The 18,809-nt window shown below is 68.9% G+C and carries 14 protein-coding genes and 3 pseudogenes; 9 read left to right on the forward strand and 8 right to left on the reverse strand.

Features of this window, described 5'->3' with window-relative positions; genetic code table 11:
• Positions 1 to 274: 274 nt before the first annotated feature.
• The 4 genes and pseudogenes from ACFQE0_RS07480 to ACFQE0_RS07495 all read right to left on the reverse strand — a co-directional run bounded on the left by ACFQE0_RS07480 (position 275) and on the right by ACFQE0_RS07495 (position 4,519).
• Positions 275 to 568 (reverse strand): accessory factor UbiK family protein, encoded by a 294-nt coding sequence (locus ACFQE0_RS07480; protein WP_378968476.1) that lies wholly within the window; start codon positions 566 to 568, stop codon positions 275 to 277.
• A 167-nt stretch (positions 569 to 735) separates the two neighbouring features.
• A complete protein-coding gene (locus tag ACFQE0_RS07485; protein WP_378968478.1) occupies positions 736 to 990 on the reverse strand; it encodes a hypothetical protein in 255 nt (84 codons plus the stop codon).
• A 133-nt stretch (positions 991 to 1,123) separates the two neighbouring features.
• Positions 1,124 to 1,839 (reverse strand): annotated as a pseudogene (locus tag ACFQE0_RS07490) (PhoH family protein).
• Positions 1,840 to 2,146: 307 nt separating this feature from the next.
• Complete coding sequence (locus tag ACFQE0_RS07495) at positions 2,147 to 4,519, reverse strand: ATP-dependent helicase (protein ID WP_378968480.1); 2,373 nt, start codon at positions 4,517 to 4,519, stop codon at positions 2,147 to 2,149.
• 135 nt (positions 4,520 to 4,654) lie between these two features.
• Between ACFQE0_RS07495 and ACFQE0_RS07500 the strand changes: the two genes are divergently transcribed.
• A complete protein-coding gene (locus tag ACFQE0_RS07500; RefSeq protein WP_378968483.1) occupies positions 4,655 to 4,912 on the forward strand; it encodes a hypothetical protein in 258 nt (85 codons plus the stop codon).
• A gap of 266 nt (positions 4,913 to 5,178) precedes the next feature.
• The gene (locus ACFQE0_RS07505) at positions 5,179 to 8,598 is read left to right on the forward strand and encodes an AsmA-like C-terminal region-containing protein (RefSeq protein ID WP_378968485.1); all 3,420 of its coding nucleotides are present in this window, start codon (positions 5,179 to 5,181) and stop codon (positions 8,596 to 8,598) included.
• Positions 8,599 to 8,713: 115 nt separating this feature from the next.
• Here ACFQE0_RS07505 and ACFQE0_RS07510 read toward each other — a convergent pair.
• A pseudogene (locus tag ACFQE0_RS07510) lies at positions 8,714 to 10,826 on the reverse strand (S9 family peptidase).
• A gap of 383 nt (positions 10,827 to 11,209) precedes the next feature.
• On the opposite strand from ACFQE0_RS07510, the gene ACFQE0_RS07515 reads away from it, so the two are divergent.
• The 3 genes from ACFQE0_RS07515 (at position 11,210) to ACFQE0_RS07525 (ending at position 12,958) form a co-directional block, all read left to right on the forward strand.
• Positions 11,210 to 11,641 (forward strand): Ros/MucR family transcriptional regulator, encoded by a 432-nt coding sequence (locus tag ACFQE0_RS07515; protein WP_378968487.1) that lies wholly within the window; start codon positions 11,210 to 11,212, stop codon positions 11,639 to 11,641.
• Between the two features lie 105 nt (positions 11,642 to 11,746).
• Positions 11,747 to 11,956: a hypothetical protein gene (locus tag ACFQE0_RS07520; protein ID WP_378968489.1), complete on the forward strand. Its 210-nt coding sequence runs from the start codon at positions 11,747 to 11,749 to the stop codon at positions 11,954 to 11,956.
• Between the two features lie 159 nt (positions 11,957 to 12,115).
• The gene (locus ACFQE0_RS07525; protein ID WP_378975353.1) at positions 12,116 to 12,958 is read left to right on the forward strand and encodes a DUF6456 domain-containing protein; all 843 of its coding nucleotides are present in this window, start codon (positions 12,116 to 12,118) and stop codon (positions 12,956 to 12,958) included.
• A gap of 60 nt (positions 12,959 to 13,018) precedes the next feature.
• Here ACFQE0_RS07525 and ACFQE0_RS07530 read toward each other — a convergent pair whose 3' ends face one another.
• Both ACFQE0_RS07530 and ACFQE0_RS07535 read right to left on the reverse strand, forming a co-directional pair.
• Complete coding sequence (locus tag ACFQE0_RS07530; protein WP_378968491.1) at positions 13,019 to 13,441, reverse strand: SufE family protein; 423 nt, start codon at positions 13,439 to 13,441, stop codon at positions 13,019 to 13,021.
• An 82-nt stretch (positions 13,442 to 13,523) separates the two neighbouring features.
• On the reverse strand, positions 13,524 to 14,588 hold the full coding sequence (locus ACFQE0_RS07535; protein WP_378968493.1) for a sensor histidine kinase: 1,065 nt from the start codon (positions 14,586 to 14,588) through the stop codon (positions 13,524 to 13,526).
• Between the two features lie 302 nt (positions 14,589 to 14,890).
• On the opposite strand from ACFQE0_RS07535, the gene ACFQE0_RS07540 reads away from it, so the two are divergent.
• Both ACFQE0_RS07540 and ACFQE0_RS07545 read left to right on the forward strand, forming a co-directional pair.
• The gene (locus ACFQE0_RS07540; RefSeq protein ID WP_378968496.1) at positions 14,891 to 15,298 is read left to right on the forward strand and encodes a hypothetical protein; all 408 of its coding nucleotides are present in this window, start codon (positions 14,891 to 14,893) and stop codon (positions 15,296 to 15,298) included.
• Positions 15,216 to 16,564: pseudogene (locus tag ACFQE0_RS07545) on the forward strand (DNA-packaging protein). Before ACFQE0_RS07540 ends, ACFQE0_RS07545 begins: the two are co-directional and overlap by 83 nt.
• A gap of 42 nt (positions 16,565 to 16,606) precedes the next feature.
• Here ACFQE0_RS07545 and ACFQE0_RS07550 read toward each other — a convergent pair.
• A complete protein-coding gene (locus ACFQE0_RS07550; protein WP_378968498.1) occupies positions 16,607 to 16,870 on the reverse strand; it encodes an immunoglobulin domain-containing family protein in 264 nt (87 codons plus the stop codon).
• A 266-nt stretch (positions 16,871 to 17,136) separates the two neighbouring features.
• Between ACFQE0_RS07550 and ACFQE0_RS07555 the strand changes: the two genes are divergently transcribed.
• Both ACFQE0_RS07555 and ACFQE0_RS07560 read left to right on the forward strand, forming a co-directional pair.
• Positions 17,137 to 18,294: a phage portal protein gene (locus tag ACFQE0_RS07555; protein ID WP_378968501.1), complete on the forward strand. Its 1,158-nt coding sequence runs from the start codon at positions 17,137 to 17,139 to the stop codon at positions 18,292 to 18,294.
• 40 nt (positions 18,295 to 18,334) lie between these two features.
• A complete protein-coding gene (locus tag ACFQE0_RS07560) occupies positions 18,335 to 18,805 on the forward strand; it encodes an HK97 family phage prohead protease (protein WP_378968503.1) in 471 nt (156 codons plus the stop codon).
• The last annotated feature ends 4 nt before the right edge of the window (positions 18,806 to 18,809 follow it).

The following is an 18,809-nucleotide window of genomic DNA, read 5'->3' on the forward strand; positions in this document are numbered from 1 at the left end:
AGCTTGACGGCGCGGGTTGACTCCGTGCCGGCACCATGAAGACTTGAGCGGAGGCGCCATGACGCCCCGAAATCGAGGTTAGTTTGGCCTTAAAGAGAGAAGGACGAAGAGAACGACTGGGAAATCCCCCAACTCATCCTTCCGCCTCCCCCGAATCAGCCCATGGCCCAATATAGACCGGGCGCGACTCACGACACAAAGCCGATTGCGGGATCGGTGAACAGGAAACGGAATCGCCGCCGCCGCTTCCTGTGCAAAACCGATTCCCGTGGAATCAGACGCCCTCGCTCAGGCCCGCAGCGCCCGCCGCAGGGGCTGCCGTGGTGGTGCTTTTGGCCTCCAGAGCCGCGACGCGGGCGGTCAGGGCCTCGTTCTGGGTGCGCAGGGAGGTCACGAGATCGCGCAGCACGTCCAGCTCCTCGCGGGAGGCGACGTCGAGGTCGCGGATCAGCCGTTCGGCCTGGGCGCGCACGACGGTCTCGGCTTCGCGGCGGACGCCCTGAGCGGCGCCGGCGGCATCCGTCATCAGGCGGGCGAGGTCGTCGAACAGACGGTTTGAGGGGGGCATCTCGGTCTCCCGGATCGGTCGCCGGAGGCCGCGCCGGCGGCGCAGGCGGATCCGGGACCGGCAAGCGCTCCGACATAGGAATCTCGCGCGGCCGGGGCAATGTCGGTGGCGCGCGATGCCCCTGAAACGAAAACGCCCCCCGGCGAGGCCGGAGGGCGAGAAGGGCTTTACATGCCCCGGCGCATCATACGGCGCTCCATGTGGCGGCGCATCATGCGGCGCTCCATGTGCCGGTGCATCATGCGACGCTCCATGCGACGGTGCATCATGCGGCGCTCCATCGGGGTCATCCGCACGGCTTCGGTCATCGTCTCCGGGGCGGCGATGCCGGCGGGGGAGGCGGGGACGGCCAGGGCGGGGGTCGCCAGCGCCGCGCCGAACAGCGACGCGAAGGCGGCGGCGGTCAGGGTCAGTTTCCTCACGAGGGAGACTCCAATTCTTCCGTTTGCCGGGATCAGGCCCGGTTCGTCCTCCCGCAAGGGGAGGTTCGAGGGAGAAGTCTCGTGCCGAGTGGGCACGGCGGACCTAGCCGGTCCGCCGTGAGTAACGGTCAAGTCAGAGATTCGTTTCCTCGAAAGCTGCGACCCATTCGGCGCAGATGCCGGAACGGACGATGTCGCTGCGGGTGAACTCCACGATCGGGATCGGCATCATCCGGCTCTTGATCAGGTGGATGACCGTGCGCAGGCCGGAGGTTTCACGAAGGTCGGTCTGCGAGACGTCGCCGTTGATGATGACCTGGCAATCGTCGCCGATGCGGGTCAGGAACATCTTGATCTCGTTGGTGGTGGTGTTCTGCGCCTCATCGAGGATCACGAGGCAGTTCTTGAAGGTGCGCCCGCGCATCACTTCGAAGGGCACGATCTCGATGTCGCCGGCCTTGAGGGCGATCTCGAAGGCGCCTGCGCCCATTCGTTCCTTCATCGCCTCCGTAAGGGGGCGACCCAGGGGGCGATCTTCTCTTCGAGGGTTCCGGGGAAGAAGCCGAGCGACCGTCCCGAGGGAACGTTGGGCCGCGTGATGACGACCTTGTTGATGCGGCGCTGACGGAGCTGATCGGCGGCGCGGGTTCCGGCGATGAAGGTTTTTCCGGTGCCGGCGGGGCCGAGGACGATGACTTGCGGAGAGCGGCCGAGGGCTTCGAGATATTCGGCCTGACGGTCCGTCAGGGGTTGGATCGGGCTTAAATGCCGTTCTTCGTCGAAGCGTGTGCGATGGAGGCGGGACGTACGATCTTCAACCAGTTCAAGGCGTGCGCGGCGTCTCTTCATGGGTCAACACTCCAACGGGACGGGCCTATCTGGACGTGTTACTGAAATGACGTAGTCTACGTACTCCTGCTGTTCACAAGCATTTCGACGAGCCAATTCTTGTCGCTCATCGAAGTTCCGGGCCTTCGAAGGTTGCCTGTGGAGTGTAAATCATTTCACACCCGGAACGGAGCCGACGAAGCAACCGACGCACCAAAATCGGCTGCGCGGCAGATTTGTTCGCCGGGTGTGACTCGCGGGTGACGGTTTCCGGCCTCGGCGAGGAAAAGGCGAAGCTTGCCGCCCCGCCGTGTCCCTGCGGCCACGTTCAGGCAGGCTGGACGAAGCTTTCCAGCACCATCTTGCGGCCCGCCTTGTCGAAGTCGACGGTGAGCTTGTTGCCGTCCACCGCCGCGACGTTGCCGGGGCCGAACTTGGTGTGGAACACCCTCTGGCCCTCGCTGAAGGCCGAAGGCGTGCCCGTCGATTTGGCGATCAGCTCGCCCTCGATCTGCCGGGGGCCGGAGGAGACGCCCCGTCGGCCGGGGGAGGCGCCGAAGCCGCGCCCGCCGGAATTGGCGTTCGTCCGCTCCTGCGTCCGCTCCTGGGCCCGCTGCCAGCCGGGCGTGCCGTAGCTCGATCCAAACGGCTGCGGGTTGCGGTCGAAGCGCGAGGCGCCCGCCGAGTAATGGGCCGGAGCTTCCACCACGTCGACGGAGGCGGCAGGCAGTTCGTCGATGAAGCGCGACGGGATGGTCGAGGACCAGAGCCCGTGGATACGGCGGTTCACGGCGAAGGAGAGCTTGGCGCGCTTGCGCGCCCGCGTCAGCCCGACATGGGCGAGACGGCGCTCTTCCTCGAGCCCGGCCCGGCCGCTTTCGTCGAGGGCGCGCTGGTTCGGGAACAGGCCGTCCTCCCAGCCGGGGAGGAACACGGTGTCGAATTCGAGCCCCTTGGCGGCGTGGAGCGTCATCAGCGAGACGCGCTCGGCGCCCTCGGCCTCGGAGGCTTCCATCACCAGAGAGACGTGTTCGAGGAAGGCCGCCATGTCGGGAAATTCCTCCATGGAGCGGACGAATTCCTTCAGGTTCTCCAACCGTCCGGCGGCGTCGGCCGAGCGGTCCTTCTGCCACATCTCGGTGTAGCCAGACTCTTCGAGGATCGTCTGCGCAACCTCGCTATGCGGCTGGCTTTCCACGAGGCGCGCCCAGCGGGAGAAGCTCTCGGTCAGCGCCCGCAGCGTCTGGCGGACCTTGGGCTTCAGCTCGTCGGTCTCGCAAAGGCGGCGGGCGGCGACGAGCAGCGGCACCCGCTCGGCCCGGCCGAAGGTGTGCAGTTGCTGGAGCGTCGCGTCGCCGAGGCCCCGCTTCGGCGTGTTGACGATCCGCTCGAAGGCGAGGTCGTCGCTGACATTCATCGTGACGCGCAGATAGGCCAGCGCATCGCGGATTTCGGCCCGCTCGTAGAAGCGGGGGCCGCCGATCACCCGGTAGGGCAGGCCGAGCTGGACGAAGCGGTCTTCGATCTCGCGCATCTGCGCCGAGATGCGCACGAGGACGGCGATCTCCGAGAGCGGATGCTTCTTGGATTGAAGCGACTCGATCGCCTCGGCCAGCAGCCGGGCCTCCTCTTCCGAATCCCAGGCGCCCGTCACGGTCACGGGCTCACCCGGCTCGTCCTCGGTGCGCAAGGTCTTGCCGAGTCGGCTCTCGTTCTTGGCGATCAGCCCCGAGGCGGCGGCGAGGATGTGGCCCGTCGAGCGGTAGTTGCGCTCCAGGCGCACCACGGTGGCGCCGGGGAAATCGTGCTCGAACCGCAGGATGTTGTCGACCTCGGCCCCGCGCCAGCCATAGATCGACTGGTCGTCGTCACCGACACAGGCGACGTTCTTTCGCTTCTGTGCCAGCAGCCGCAGCCACAGATACTGGGCGACGTTGGTGTCCTGATACTCGTCCACCAGGATGTAGCGGAACCGGTCCTGGTAGCTTTCCAGGATGTCCGTGTTGTCCCGCCAGAGCTTCAGGCAGAGCAACAGGAGGTCGCCGAAATCGACCGCGTTGAGGGTGGCGAGCCGGGCCTGATAGGCCGTGTAGAGCGCGCCGCCCTTGCCGAAGGCGAAGGAGGTCGCCTCGCCCGGCGGCACCTGATCCGGCGTGAGGCCGCGATTCTTCCAGCCATCGATCAGATGGGACAGGGAGCGGGCGGGCCAGCGCTTCTCATCAATGTTCTGGTCGGCCAGCACCTGCTTCATCAGGCGCAGCTGGTCGTCGGTACCGAGGATGGTGAAGTCCGACTTCAGCCCGACCAGTTCCGCGTGGCGACGCAGGATCTTGGTGCCGATCGCGTGGAACGTGCCGAGCCACGGCATGCCCTCGCCCGCCGGACCGATCAGCGTGCCGATCCGGTGCTTCATCTCCCGCGCGGCCTTGTTGGTGAAGGTCACGGCCAGGATGTCGAAGGGCCGTGCGCGGCCGGTCGAGATGAGGTGCGCGATGCGCGTGGTCAGAACCCGCGTCTTGCCCGTGCCCGCACCCGCGAGGACGAGGATCGGCCCCTCCGTCGTCTCGACGGCGAGGCGCTGTTCCGGGTTCAGCCCGTCGAGGTACCCATCCGAATCCCGCCTCAGCGCGCCGAGGGCGCGGGCGGTGATCGAAGCGGAGGGGCCGTCCGCGGCGGGCAGGGCGTTCGGGCGGTTCTGCATCGTCCTTCACTGGACCAAATCGCGAACGGCGTCGAGGCCGCAGCCGCCCGTGCGTCCCCTGCGCGCGCCCGGAACCCCGTTACGGGCCGAGGCTTGTTCTCCCATACGCCCACCCGACAGCCGGAAGGCCGAGACATGTCCAACACGAACCGCCTCGCGGGGATCGCCCTCGCCGCCGCCATTCCCCTCGCACTCTCGGCCGCCCCGGCCTTCGCGCAGGTGCAGCCGAGCAACCCGAACGCGGCCAACCAGTCCATGTCGACCATGAGCAACAACCGCGCGGTGCAACAGGATTCCACGAGCCAGAACAACACCACGATGATGAACATCCAGCGCAGCCAGAACGCGGCCCCGCCGCCGCCGCCCGCGCCGATCCCGCGCGTCGGCCGCTAGTGCATCGATCCAGATGGAGGCGTCAGCCGTGTCTGGAAAAATTGATGCAAGAACAAAAACCTAGGGCAGGGACGCATGAACGAAGTGAGTGCGTCACTGCACTAAGACGCTATCAGGCGACGCGGGATTCACCTCGGCGCAAAATGCCTTGGCGAGGCTCGCGCGGCCTCACGCTCGTCATGCTATAGGCGCGGTCGGGTGGCCCATGGGGGCACGCGGTCGCGCGCCCTACGGCGCGTCGCGATGTGAGGTCTGGAACCGGAACGGTGCGTGATCTGCTGACCGCGCTGGCAGGCGCGATCGTCCTCGTCCTGATCGCGGCGCTGGCCGTTCCGCCCTTCATCGACTGGACGGCCCATCGGGCCTTCATCGACCAGACGCTGTCGCAATCCCTCGGACTGCCTGCGCAGAGCCAGGGCCGCATCGAGGTGCGGCTCCTGCCATCCCCACGCCTTCGAGTCGACCGGCTTGTCCTCGGCGCGAAGGGCGGTCCTTCCCTCGATGCCCGCTTCGTGAAGGCCGAGATCGCCCTGGCGCCGCTGCTCAAGGGCGAGGCGCGCTTCACCGAGACCCGGATCGGCCGGGCCGAGATCCGCCTGCCGCTCGGCGAGGGCGAGGCGATCCGCCTGCCCAAGGGGCTACTCGACGGGCTCCGCGACCGGGACCTTGCCATCGAGAACCTCCAGATCCAGCAATTCCTCGTGACCACGGCGGTGGTCACGACCGGGCGAACCGACCAGTTCACGGCCGAAGACGTCCGGGTGCAATCGCCCGCCCTGATCGGCCCGTGGCGGGTCGAGGCGACGAGCGGCGGCGTGCCATTCCGCGCCGTGAGCGGGACGCCCGATCCCGAGGGCCGCCTGCCCGTGAAGATCTCCGGCGGCGGCGACGCGACACCCGTGTTCGAGGTGGATGCCCGGTTCGGCCTGACCCCCGACCCGGGTGAGCCCACGGCGAGCAACGTGACGGCAGAGGGCAATGCGAAGCTCGTCGTCGGACCGCCATCACAGGCGGCGGGGGCTTATCTCCCCTTCACCCTGGCGGGTGCCTTCAAGTCGCGTGGGACGCAGGTGCGCTTCGATCAGGCGAGCCTGGACATCGACCCCGGCGGTAAGTCCCTGCGCCTCGAAGGCACTGGGCGGCTCGATCTGCACCAGTGGCGCGCGGCCGTATCGCTGAAGGCGCGGCGGCTCGACCTCGATGCCTTCCTGACCTCGACCGAGGGACAGGCGCTGCTGGCGCGCGGCATCCCGCAGGGCGGTTGGGGTCTGCCGGTGATGTTCGATTTCGACGTCGCGGTGGAGAGCGCCGCCTTTGGGGTCGCCGAATGGCGAGATCTCATGGTGGCGGGCACGGCGGAGCGGGGCGGCGGGTTGCTGCTGCGGCGCCTGTCGGCCACAGCCCCCGGCGAGGCGAGCGTGTCGCTGAGCGGAGAGATCGAGGGCGCGCCCCTGCGCTTCACCGGACCGGTCGCCATCGGCGCCCAGCAATCGGACGGGCTCGGGCGCCTGCTGCGCCGCCTTGGCGCCGAAGGTCCCCTGGTCGGCCTCCTCGACGGGCGACCCGTCGATCTCGCTGCCGATGTCGCGGCCTCGGCCAAGGACTTTTCCCTGCGTAACCTGCGCGCCGGGTTTGGGCCTGCGCGGATCAGTGGCAATGCCCGCTATCTCGGCCCGAATGGCGGGGCGAGGGGCCGGTTCGAGGCACAGCTGCTCGCGAGCAACCTCGATGTCGCCGCCCTGCCGCCCCTCGGCACGACCCTGGCGGCCCTGCGCGACGTGGATCTCGCCCTGACCTTGCAAGCCAAGGATGTCCGCTTCGGTGCGGTCGGATCCGGCGCAGGCACGATCGCGGCGCGAATCGAATCCGATGGCCGCAGCCTCGTCGTCGACAGTCTCGACGTCAGCGACCTCGCCGGGGCGAGCGCGACGCTCTCCGGCACGATCGCGGCGGACGGGACCGGGCGCATCGCAGGGCGGCTCCGGGCCCCCGCCGCCGCGCCCCTGATCGGCCTGCTTGAGCGGGTCTGGTCGGACGACATCCGGGCGGTGCCTGATTTCCTCCGGACGGCCCCCCTCGACCTCGCCGTGGTCATCGACCGGTCCGCCCAGGACGATGGCGGCCTGCGGGTCCAGGCCAAGGGCAATGCGGGGGGCGGCACCCTGGACCTCTCCGTGCGCAGCCGGGACGGTCGCCTCGCCGCCGGAAGCGGCACGCTCACCACCGCGAAGGCGGGCTCGTGGTTCGGCCGAAGCGACATTCCCGGCCTCCAGCAGCCTGCGGACCTTCGCATCACCGCCGAGCCCCGTCGCGAGGGGTTGTCCCTGACTCTGGCAGGCACCGTGGCGGGCCTGAGCCTGACCACCGGCACGCCGATCCTGCTTCCGGCGCGAAGCCTCAAGCCCGAGAGCGGGCAGGTGACCCTGCGCGCCGCCGACCTCGCCCCTTTCCTGACGCTCGCTGGAGCGGCACGGCTCGAACCCGGCGCGTGGCCCGCCGACCTCACTTTGGTTCTCTCAACCGACGCGGGCGATCCGCAGGTAGCCGTGACCGGACGGATCGCGGGCGGCGCCGTGGAGGCGACCCTGGCCCGTGCGGAGGATGGCGCCACTCGCGGCCGGGCGAGCCTCGCACGCCTGTCCCTGCCGCGCCTCGCCACCGCGCTCCTGATGCCGCAGGAGGGCGGACGTGCCGCGCCCTTGCCGAACCGGCCGCACGGCACCTTGGACCTGCGTGTCGGACAACTCGACCTCGGGCGGGGGCTGATCGCGACCGACGCGGCGCTCACCTTCGGGCTCGAACCCGACACCGTCAGCCTTGGCGGGCTGACGGCGCGCCTCGCCGACGGGCGCCTGTCGGGCACCGCAACCCTGGCGCGAAGGGCCAACGCCCTCGCGGTGACGGGCGAGGGCAGCGTGGAGGATCTTTCCCTGTCGAGCCTGTCAGGTGGTCGGGCGCTCGGCGGTCGCCTCGCTGCCGATCTGCGCTTCGCGGCGAGTGCCGAATCGCTGTCGGCGCTGGCAGCCAATCTGGCCGGCAGCGGTCGCCTTACCCTCAAGGACCTCAGCGTGTCGGGGCTCGATCCCGCAGCCCTGGGCCGCGCGCTCACCGTCGCCAGCGAAGCCGAGGATCCTCTCCGTGAAGGACGGCTCCTCGCCATGGTCACGCAGGAACTCGGGAAGGCGGGTGCGCAGGCGACAGCGCCGGTCTCGGCCCCCGCCACCATCGTCGGCGGCGTCCTGCGGGCCGGGCCCCTCGATGTGGATCTCGGCCCTGCCCGCTGGACCGGCAGCGTCACCGCCGATCTCCGCGACGGCCGCCTCGATGCGCGCGGTACGCTCGCCGGCGGCACGGTCCCGCAGGGCTGGCCGGCGGGTACGCCGTCCGTGCAATACGCCCTCAGCGGCAGCCTCGCCGATCCGGCCCGCGCCGTCGATGTCGGGTCGCTCTCGTCGGGCCTCGCGGCCTTCGTGCTCCAGCGCATGCTGGAAACACTCGAACTGAACGAGGCGGATCAGGTGGAGCGCCAGCGCCGCCGCGACCGGATCGAGTTCGACAAGGCCCGAGCCACCGCCCTCAAGGCCTACGCCGACAAGCTCGCCGCCGAGGAAGCCGAACGCCAAGCCCGCGAGCGCCTGGAAAACCAAGCCCCACCCGCGCCGGAGCCGGTAGCGCCACAGCCGTAACGCGCACCGTCATCGCGAGCGCAGCGAAGCGATCCAGGGCAGCGGGACCGATTCGAACGGAGCGCCGCTGGATTACTTCGCTACGCTCGCAAAGACGAGGGCGGCGCCTCCTCGGCTACTCCACCCCCGCTGCCTCCAGGGCGAAGGCGTAGATCAGCGCGACCTCTTCCAGGCGGTCGAAGCGGCCGGCAGCGCCGCCATGGCCCGCTTCCATATTGATCTTGAGGAGGATGGGACCGCCTCCGGTCATGGTCGCTCGCAGGCGCGCCACCCATTTCGCAGGCTCCCAATAGGTCACGCGCGGATCGGTGAGGCCGCCCAGGGCCAGGATTGCCGGATAGGCCTTCGCCTGCACGTTGTCGTAGGGCGAGTACGACAGGATCGTCTGGAAGGCGGCTTCGCTCTCGGCCGGGTTGCCCCATTCGGGCCATTCCGGCGGGGTGAGCGGCAGGTTCGCGTCGAGCATCGTGTTCAGCACGTCCACGAAGGGGACGTCCGCGACGATGCCCCCGAAAAGCTCCGGCGCGATGTTGGCCACCGCCCCCATGAGCATGCCGCCCGCCGAGCCACCATGCGCGACGATGCGCTTCTCCGACGTGTAACCCGCTGCGATCAGGGCGCGGGCGCAGGCCACGAAATCGGTGAAGGTGTTCGGTTTCTTCTCGCGCTTCCCGTCGAGATACCAGCGCCAGCCCTTCTCCGTCCCGCCGCGCACATGGGCGATGGCGTAGACGAAGCCACGATCCACAAGGGACAGAAGGTTCGTGCGGAAAGCCGCCGGCATCAGCGTGCCGTAAGAGCCGTAGCCGTAGAGCAGCAGCGGCGCCGAACCGTCGAGGGGCTGACCCTTCCGGTGCAGCAGGGAAATCGGCACCTCCTGCCCGTCGGGTGCGGTGGCGAAGAGGCGGCGCGTCACGTAATTCGCCGGATCGTGCCCGCTCGGCACCTCCTGCCGCTTGCGCAGGTAGCGTTCGCGGCTGCGGCAATCGTAGTCGAAGGTCTCGGCCGGGGTCGTCATCGAGGAATACACGAAGCGGATCCGCGCCGTGTCGAACTCGAGCTCCGGGCTGGAGGCCGAGGGAATACGCCTCCTCCTCGAAAGCGACCAGATGCTCCTGTCCGTCGAGCAGATCGCGCACGACGATGCGGGGCTTCGCGTTCTCGATCTCGAGCCGCACCATGTGCCCTGACAGCACGTGCAGGTGGCGGATCATCACTCCCGCCCGGTGGGGCACCAGATCCCGCCACTGGCCGCGCCCCGGATCGGAGAGCGGGGCGGTGACGACCTTGAAATCCTCGGCGCCGTCCGCGTTCGTGCGGATGAACAGCGTCTCGCCGTGGTCATCGACCGAATAGATCAGCAACGGCTCGCGAGCCTGAACGAGCAGAGCCGGGGCCGTGGGCGCGGCACGATCGATGAGGCGCACCTCCGAGGTCTCGTGGTCGCTCGCGGTGATGGCGAGGAACCGGCCAGACTGCGTCTCCGAAATGTGGACGAAGTAGCCCGCATCGGGCTCGACATAGACCGTGTCGTCCTCGGCCTGCGCCTGTCCGAGCCGGTGCAGCATCACCCGCGCGGGGCGGTGGTTGGCGTCGAGGGCGACATACCAGAAGCCCGTGCCGTCCGCCGTCCAGACGGCTTCGCCGGAGGTCGCCTCGATCAGGTCGGCGCCGTCCTCGCCCGTGGCGAGGTCGCGCACGCGGATCGCGTGTAGTTCCGAGCCCTTGGTGTCCGCGCCCCAGGCGAGCAAGCGGTGGTCGTCCGAATGGGCGGCCGAGGCGATCTCGAAGAAGGGCAGGCCCTCGCCCTCCCGGTCGCCGTCGATGAGGATGGTCTCCTCGCCGTCCCGGCCCAGAGGCGCCTCGGGCCGGGTGGGACGGCGGCAGACCAGCGGGTGCTGCCCGCCATCCCGGTGGCGGGTGTAATAGGCAAAGGGACCGTCCGGCTCGGGCACGCCGCTATCGTCCTCGCGGATGCGCCCGCGCATCTCGGCGACGAGGCGCTTGCGCAGGTCGGCGGTGTCGGCGAGCGCCGCGTCGGTATAGGCGTTCTCGGCCCGCAGATAGGCGGCGATATCCTCCGGCAGCTCGGCCGGATCCTTCAGAACCGCCTGCCAGTTCGCAGCCTTCAGCCACGCATAGTCGTCCTGGACCTCCTGCCCGTGGACGGTGACCGGCGCCGGGCGGATCTCGGCGACCGGAGCGTTCCCGCCCTTACCCTTCAGCATTTGCGCCAGCTCCGTCTTGGATTGCATCGCGCCGGGTGTGCCGCGACCGGCCGACGGAGGCAAGCGGGGGGGCGAATAGGTCGCAAAGCAACCACGGATAGTACTCTAAGCAATATTTCCACCAAAAGAGAGATTTACCAAGTCAAATTCGCATTCTCTGAAGCAATTGATTCGTCAATTTTCGCCTATCCGTGTCTTGCAGCGTGTTTTTTGATGACATAATCGACGTGAGCGCCGCATGATGCGGCTACATCGAAGTCTGGTTCTGGACGATGCAGCAGGTTTTGCCGTCGATAACTCAGTCAAAGCGTTAACTAAGACAATTTCTATCGGCGTTAAGCTTGCATTTTTCATTATCGAGAGAGGGGTGGGGATTTAAGGACATGCAAAGACAGCAAATCGCGCTCGATCGGACGCGGATGACGATCAAGATCGCTACATCCTACGTCAGCAGCAGGTCCGTGGCGGCGGACGAACTCGTGCCGCTGATCGAGCGCATCAATCAGGCGCTGGTCGGCGTGGCCACGGGCAAGGTCGTGGCGCAGGCCCTGGCCCCGGCACCGGAGCCCGCAGTGCCGATCAAGAAATCCGTGACGAACGAGTTCATCATCTGCCTGGAGGACGGGCGGAGCTTCAAATCTCTGAAGCGGCACCTGCGCGCCAAGTACAACATGAGCCCGGAACAGTACCGGGCGAAGTGGGGCCTGCCTTCGGACTACCCGATGGTGGCGCCCAACTATGCCCAGGCGCGTTCCGACCTCGCCAAGGCGATCGGTCTCGGCCAGCCGCGCGACAGCGTCGGCCGGGCTGCCTGACCACCGAGCCCCGGATCACCATCCGGAGCGGAACCGCAACGCTTCGGCCCGCCCTGCGTTTCAGACGGGCCGAGCCTGCGGCGAGTGGTGGTGCGAGGAGCGAAAATGGCGCGCGATCCCCTGACCGGCGAGGCGCATCCCGCCGAAGACCTCGAGGCGGTGAATGCCCGTCTCGCCGACTGGGCGGCCCGCTCGGCCGAGACCAGCGAAGCGCTGGTCGATCGGTTCGAGGCCATGGGCTACGAGGTTCGTGGCAAGTCCGAGGAGGAGGTCGCAGAGGTGCTGCGCCATCCGCCGACGCGGCCCCAGCAATAGAGAGCCTGTGGACGGAATACGTCTATTTTCTTGACTTAAGACTTTTGTCTGGTACGTTCCTGGGCGGTCGACCGGCGCAGCCCGATTGAGGAACAAAACATGAACAAGCGCGGAGACGTTCCAGGGTTCCGGCCGATCCGCCGGTCACTCGGTAAGAAGATGGAGACCCGCGACGGCATCCTGCGGAAGCCTCAGAGGCCTCGGGAGCAGGCGGGTGCGATCCTGTCGCGAGAGGCCACACGCCTCCTGGCGGCGCTCGCCACGCCCGGAGCCGATGCGCGGCCTGACCCGTTCGACGGGGCTGCCTTGATCATCCGCCGGGAAGAGGCGGGGGTGTCGGTCGGCGGCGGGCGGTTCACGCGTAAGGCGGGGCATGAGTTGCGGGAGGCCGATCTCGTCGTAGGGGAGGAGGGCGGGCGACTCGTCCTCGCGACGGCGGGTCTCGCGCGGCTGCGGCGTGAGCAAGGTGGCGAGATCGAGCCGTTCCGGGCGCAGCATCTCGACGTGGTGCGGGGCCAAGTGGCCAACGAACCGCCCCTGCGCGATGCCAGTGAGAGTCCGCTCGCCTGGATGGCCCGGCGGCGGGACCGCGACGGACGCCCGATGATCGATCCGGTCGAGTACGAGGCGGGTGAGCGCTTGCGCCGGGACATCACGCAGGCGCTGATGCTGCCGAAGATGGGCACGGATTGGACGGCGCCGCGCGTCGATGGCGGCGGCGCGCGCGATGTGGCGGGGGCGTCCGACGGTGCGGTGGCAGCCCGCCAACGGGTGCGCGCGGCGTTGGCAGCAGTGGGGCACGACCTGTCGGACCTGCTCCTCGACCTGTGCGGCTTCCTCAAGGGGCTCGAACGCATCGAGGCGGAGCGGCGCTGGCCGGCGCGATCTGCCAAGGTCGTGGCCCGCATCGCGCTGGCCCGCCTCGCCGAGCATTACGGCCTGGAGCGCGAAGCCCGCGGCCCCGACCATGCCCGCACGCGCCAGTGGCGCGACCGGGCCTGAGCCGAAGTCCTGGTTTCAGAAGGTCCGAGACCTTTTGCAGGGCGCCGCGAGGTCTCCCGGTCAGGCCGCGAGCCGCACGGCGTCGCGATGGATGCGCTCGACCATCGCCCGAACCCCGTTAGACCGCTTGGACGTCACGTGCGCACCGAAGTGAAGCTGCCGGAACAGATCCAGGCCATCCAGCTTGGCAGCCTCCTGCGGGGTCTTGCCCGTGTAGTACGCGATCATCAGCGCGACGAAGCCGCGGACGATGAACGAGTCGCTGAAGCCTTGCAGCACGAGGTGCGGCGTGCCGCCGTCCTCCTCGACTGACGTGTTGATCCAAACCTGGCTTTCGCAGCCGTGAACGCGATTGGTCTCGTTGCGGAGGGCTTCGGGCAGCGGGGGAAGGGCCTTGCCGAGTTCGATGAGGTACTCGAGGCGCATGTCCTCGTCCTCAACGATCTCGAAGTTTTCGATGATGGTCGCGATGGGCGGCAGCATGGTCGGAAAGTCCGAAAGAGGCTCGCCCCTATAGGACAGGCAAACCGTGGTGACGAATCGGCATCGCGCCGCAACCCCCGCCTCAGGCGTTCTCGTCCGCCCGGGGCAGGGGGAGGAGCAGGCGCAGGGGGTTCGCGGGCGTCGCTTCGCCGCTCGCGACGATCTCGGCCTGGGACGCGTAGGCCGAGATCAGGCGCGGGCCGAGCTTCGGCACGTTCGGCCGGTTGGGCTCGGCCACATCGCTGACGTTGGAGACGACCGAGACCGTGGTCGGCCCGTCCGGCGGCGCCTCGATCCCGATGGCGATGGAGCAGGCGACCGTCTCGGCGGTGGCGTCCAGACATTCGGCCACGATCTCGGCGACGATCATGCCGAGGGCGTTGGCGGTGCGAGGCTCCACCAGCCCGTTGCCGTCGCCATTCACCTGCACCCCGATCCGCCCGGCGCGGCGCAACTGGCCAAGGCCGGAGGCGAGGCGGCGCAGATAGTCGCGCAGGTCGATGGAGGCGATGTGGGGCGCCTCGTGCAGATGCTGCTGCACCAGCGCGATGGCGCGCACGCGCTGGCCCAGGGCTTCGAAGCTGCCCCGGCAGGCCTCGGGGGCGGCACGGCCGTAGAGGCCGATCAGGCTCACCATCACCTGAAGGTTGTTGCGCACCCGATGATAGACTTCGGCGAGCAGAGCCTCCTTCTCCGCGAGGGAGTGCTCGATATGCTCCTCGGCATGCTTCCGGTCGGTGATGTCGAAGCAGGAGCCGAGATAGCCGAGGAACCGGCCGTCCTCCACGAGGGGGCGGGCCGTGTCGAGCAGCCAGCGGTAGACGCCATCGTGCCGCCGCAGGCGGAATTCCACGGTGAAGGGCTCGCGCGCTTCCAGCGCCTTGGCAACGATCTCGGCGTGCCGGTCGAAATCCTCCGGATGGAGCCCGTCGCGCCAGCCCTTGCCGAGCTCGTCCTCCGGGCTGCGCCCGGTGAAGTCGAGCCAGCATTCGTTGTGATGGACGACCTGACCGGATGGGTCGGAGCGCCACAACATCAGCGGCACCACGTCCGCAAAACGGCGAAAGCTATCGCTCAGCGCAGCCGCGCCCGCATCGTCCGACACCTGGGATCCGCTCCGTCCGGCCGATGATGGGGTTTCGCCCATGCTCTACTCATATGCGCTATCGGGATGGGTGGCCGAACAGGACGCGCCGGTCAACGTGCCGGGTAGGGTGCCGTTCCGGCTGCGCACACAGGACATGTGTGCCTAGCCAGTGCTGCAGGACGATAAACTTTGATTATGATTTTTATCGTTGACAGCCGGACGCTGGTTCGGTAGACAAGAGGCACGCTCAAGAAGTGTGGGGGCGGCCGATGGCATCCAATGTTGGCCGTCAGGCCGGGGCGCGCCTTCCCCGCCCTCAACGGCGAACTCTCGAAAAATGGCCGGTGGTTCGGCGGGACGCCATGTCCCGTCTGCTGGCTGTGGCAGAGGTCGATCCCGGCGATCTCGCCGAGGCGACGGGTTTTTCCCGCGAGGCCGGTCCTCTCCTGCGTGACACCTTCGGATCGGCTGGTGATGCGCTGGGATCGCACCGGTTGCGGGCAAGGCTGAGGGCGCATGTCGCCCGGCAGATCGCCGTCCTCGACGCGGCCCTGTCGGAGCCGAAGCCGGTCATAGATTCGAGCAAGGTGCTGCGCGATCTCGGCGGGCTGAAGAAGCTTCTGGACGATCTCGGATCCGGTGACGAAGGGGAGGGCGAGCCGCGTGACGAGCCTGTCCGATCCGACGATGCCCCCGGCGATCTCGGCGCACTCCGGGAGGAGATCGCGCGACGCTTTGATCGCTTTGTCGCGAGCGGGGAGACTGGCTGACTTTCTCGGGGGCCTGCCGCCGACGGTGCTGTGCGGGCTCGACGCGGATTGGATCCACCGGGCGCGGCCCGATCAACTGCCCCCGGAGGGCGACTGGACGACCTGGGCGGTGATCGGCGGGCGCGGCTGCGGCAAGACGCGGGCGGGGGCCGAATGGGTCGATGCCCTGGCGCGGGGCGACCGGGCCTTCACCGCCGAGCCGGTGGGGCGCATCGCCCTGGTCGGCGAGACGCTGCACGACGTGCGCGACGTGATGATCGAGGGCGAATCCGGCCTGCTCAACTTGCCTCGTCGGGGCCGGGCGCGGCCCCTTTGGCTGCCAAGCCGCCGCCGGGTGGTGTGGGATAACGGGGCGATGGCCCAGGCCTTCTCGGCCGAGGAGGCGGATTCCCTGCGCGGGCCACAATTCGGCGCGGCATGGTGCGACGAGATCGCCAAGTGGCGGGAGGCGGAGGCCGCCTTCGACATGCTGCAATTCGGCCTGCGCCTCGGCGCCCGGCCCCGCAGCCTCGTCACCACCACGCCGAGGCCGATCCCGCTGATCCGGCGGCTCCTGTCGGATCAGCGCACCGTCGTCACCCGGGCCCGCACCCACGACAATGCCGACAACTTGGCACCGGATTTCCTCTCGGCCGTGGTCGGGCGCTACGCCGGGACGAGGCTCGGGCGGCAGGAACTCGACGGCGAGCTCATCGCCGACCGCCCGGATGCCCTTTGGTCGCGAGAGGGAATCGAGGCGTCCCGGATCGCTGCGGCGCCGGACTTGTCGCGGATCGTCGTGGCGGTGGATCCGCCCGCGAGTTCGGGCGCGCGCTCGGATTCCTGCGGGATCGTCGCCGCCGGGCGGCAGGGCGAGCGCGCCTTCGTGCTGGCGGATGAGAGCCTCGCCCGCGCCACGCCGACGGCATGGTCGGCGGCGGCCCTCGCGCTCTACCACCGGCTTCAGGCCGACGCGCTCGTGGTCGAGGTGAACCAGGGGGCGAGATGGCCGAGGCGGTTCTCGCCCAATGCGATCCCACCGTGCCCGTGCTGCCGGTGCGGGCCAGCCGGGGAAAATATCTGCGGGCGGAGCCGGTCTCGCTGCTCTACGCCCGCGGCCTCGTCCACCATGTCGGCGCGTTGCCGGTCCTCGAAGATGAGATGTGCGATTTCGGGCCGGACGGCCTGTCGAGCGGCGCTTCGCCAGATCGCCTGGACGCTCTCGTCTGGGCTCTCACCGAATTGATGCTCGGGCAACGGGCCGAGCCGAGGATCAGGCGGTTGTAGGGCTCGCCCGGTGGAGAGGTCCGCCGGGCGAGGGGATGTGGCTTACTTCGAGTTGCCGCCGCCCTGCGGCACGGCGCGGGAGGGCTGGCCTGCATTGCCGCCCGCCGAGGAATTGGTGGTCACCGTGTCGGCCGGGTTGCCGTTCGGCGAGATGGTCGCGGCGTTCGGCGAGCCGGTCGAACCGGATTGCGGCGCGACGACGGGCGCCGAGGAGGCGGGGGTCTGGGCGGGAGACGTCTGCGCCAGGGCGGCCCCGGTCAGGCCGGCGAGGAAGGCGGCGGACACGGCGATGTGACGAACGAGCATGAAGCGATCCCTTTGCGTTGGGTGTCGCTGTCCAACGTCCCCCGGCGCAAAGAAGTTCGCCGTGCCATCGACCCGAGAAAAAACGGCGCGCCCCATCGGAGGCGCGCCGTTCAGTGGGTCCGTGGTCTCTGGAACGAACCGTATTCCGAATACAGCATCAGGCGCCGGGCTGCTGTTGCGAAAGCAACACGCTCGTCCGCATTGCGACAATATCTCGCGGCCGACGCCGCCGGGCTCATTCATCTTCCCCCGCACGAGGCACGCTCATGCCCAAGCTTTTCGCCCGGCTCGCGAGAGCCGCCGGACGCGTGCGCCCGGCGCTCGCCACCAAGGCGTCGCCACCGGGCTTCGCGCTCTACGCCGATTGCCGCCCGAACTGGACGCCACGCGATCCCGCCTCGCTCGCGCAGGCCGGCTATCAACGCAACCCGGTGGTCTACCGGGCGGTGCGGCTGGTGGCGGAATCGGCTGCAAGCCTCCCTCTCACGCCCGTCTCGGGCGAAGGACGGGACCTGATGGCTCTGCTCGCCCGGCCGAACCTGCGCGAAAGCGGCACGGATCTGCTGGAAACCCTCTACGCCGACCTGATGCTCTCCGGCTCGGCCTATCTCGAAGCGGTGAGCATCGAGGACCGGGTCGTGGGGCTGCAGGCGCTGCGGCCCGACCGGATCCGCGTGGTGACCGGCCCCAACGGGTGGCCCAGCGCCTATGTCTACACGGTCGGCGGGCGCAGCCGCCGGTTCGACATCGGCGAGGGGGTGGTCTCGCCGATCCTCGCGCTCAGCCTGTTCCATCCGGGCGACGACCATGGCGGCCTGCCGCCGATCGAGGCGGCGGCCTCGGCACTCGACATTCACAACGCGGCGGCGGCCTGGAACAAGGCGCTCCTCGACAATGCCGCCCGTCCCTCCGGTGCCCTGGTCTTCGCGGGGGCCTCCCTCTCCGAGGCGCAGTTCGACCGGCTCAAGGGCGAGTTGGAAGCGAATTACCAGGGAGCGGGCAATGCGGGCCGTCCGCTCCTCCTCGAAGGCGGGCTGGACTGGAAGCCCCTCGCGCTCTCGCCCCGCGACATGGATTTCGTGGAGTCCAAGAACGCGGCGGCCCGCGAGATCGCCCTGGCCTTCGGGGTGCCGCCCCTGCTCCTCGGCCTGCCGGGTGACAGCACCCACGCCAACTACGCCGAGGCCAACCGGGCGCTCTACAGGCAGACGCTGATCCCCCTCGTCCGGCGGACGGCCCAAGCCATCGCCCATTGGCTGGAGCCCGTCTTCGGCGCGGTGGACCTGGAGCCCGACCTCGACCGGATCGAGGCCCTGGCCTCGGAGCGGGAATCCCTCTGGCGGCGGGTGCAGGCCGCCGACTTCCTCACCCGCGCCGAGAAGCGCGAGGCGGTGGGCTACCTGCCCGAGGCGCCGACGGCCTGAGCGGCCGGACACCGACGATCCCACAGCGAGGACGATTTTCATGGATGGCCTCATCAGCGGCTACGCCAGCGTGTTCGGCGTGCCCGATCTCGGCAGGGACGTGGTCATGCCCGGCGCCTTCTCCGGCAGCCTCGCCCGGCGCGGCGCGGCAGGCGTGCGCATGCTGTTCCAGCACGATCCGGCGGAGCCAATCGGCCGTTGGCTGTCGCTCCGTGAGGATGCGCGCGGCCTCTACGCCGAGGGCCAGCTCAACCTCGGGGTCCAGCGCGCCCGCGAGATTGCGGCGCTGATGAGCGAGGGCGCCCTCGACGGCCTTTCTATCGGCTTCCGCACGATCAGCGCCCGCCCCGGCGCCGATGGCTCCCGCCGTCTGCAGGGGATCGAACTCTGGGAGATCTCCGTCGTGACCTTCCCCCTGCAGCCGGGGGCGCGGGCGAGCCCGAGCCCCAGTCCCGAGGCGATCCGCGGCCTCGCCCGCCGGATCGCCCCCGCGCGGCACCGCGCCGCCTGATCCT

The organism is Methylobacterium komagatae (assembly GCF_042661665.1).
GTDB classification, from domain to species: Bacteria; Pseudomonadota; Alphaproteobacteria; order Rhizobiales; family Beijerinckiaceae; genus Methylobacterium; species Methylobacterium komagatae.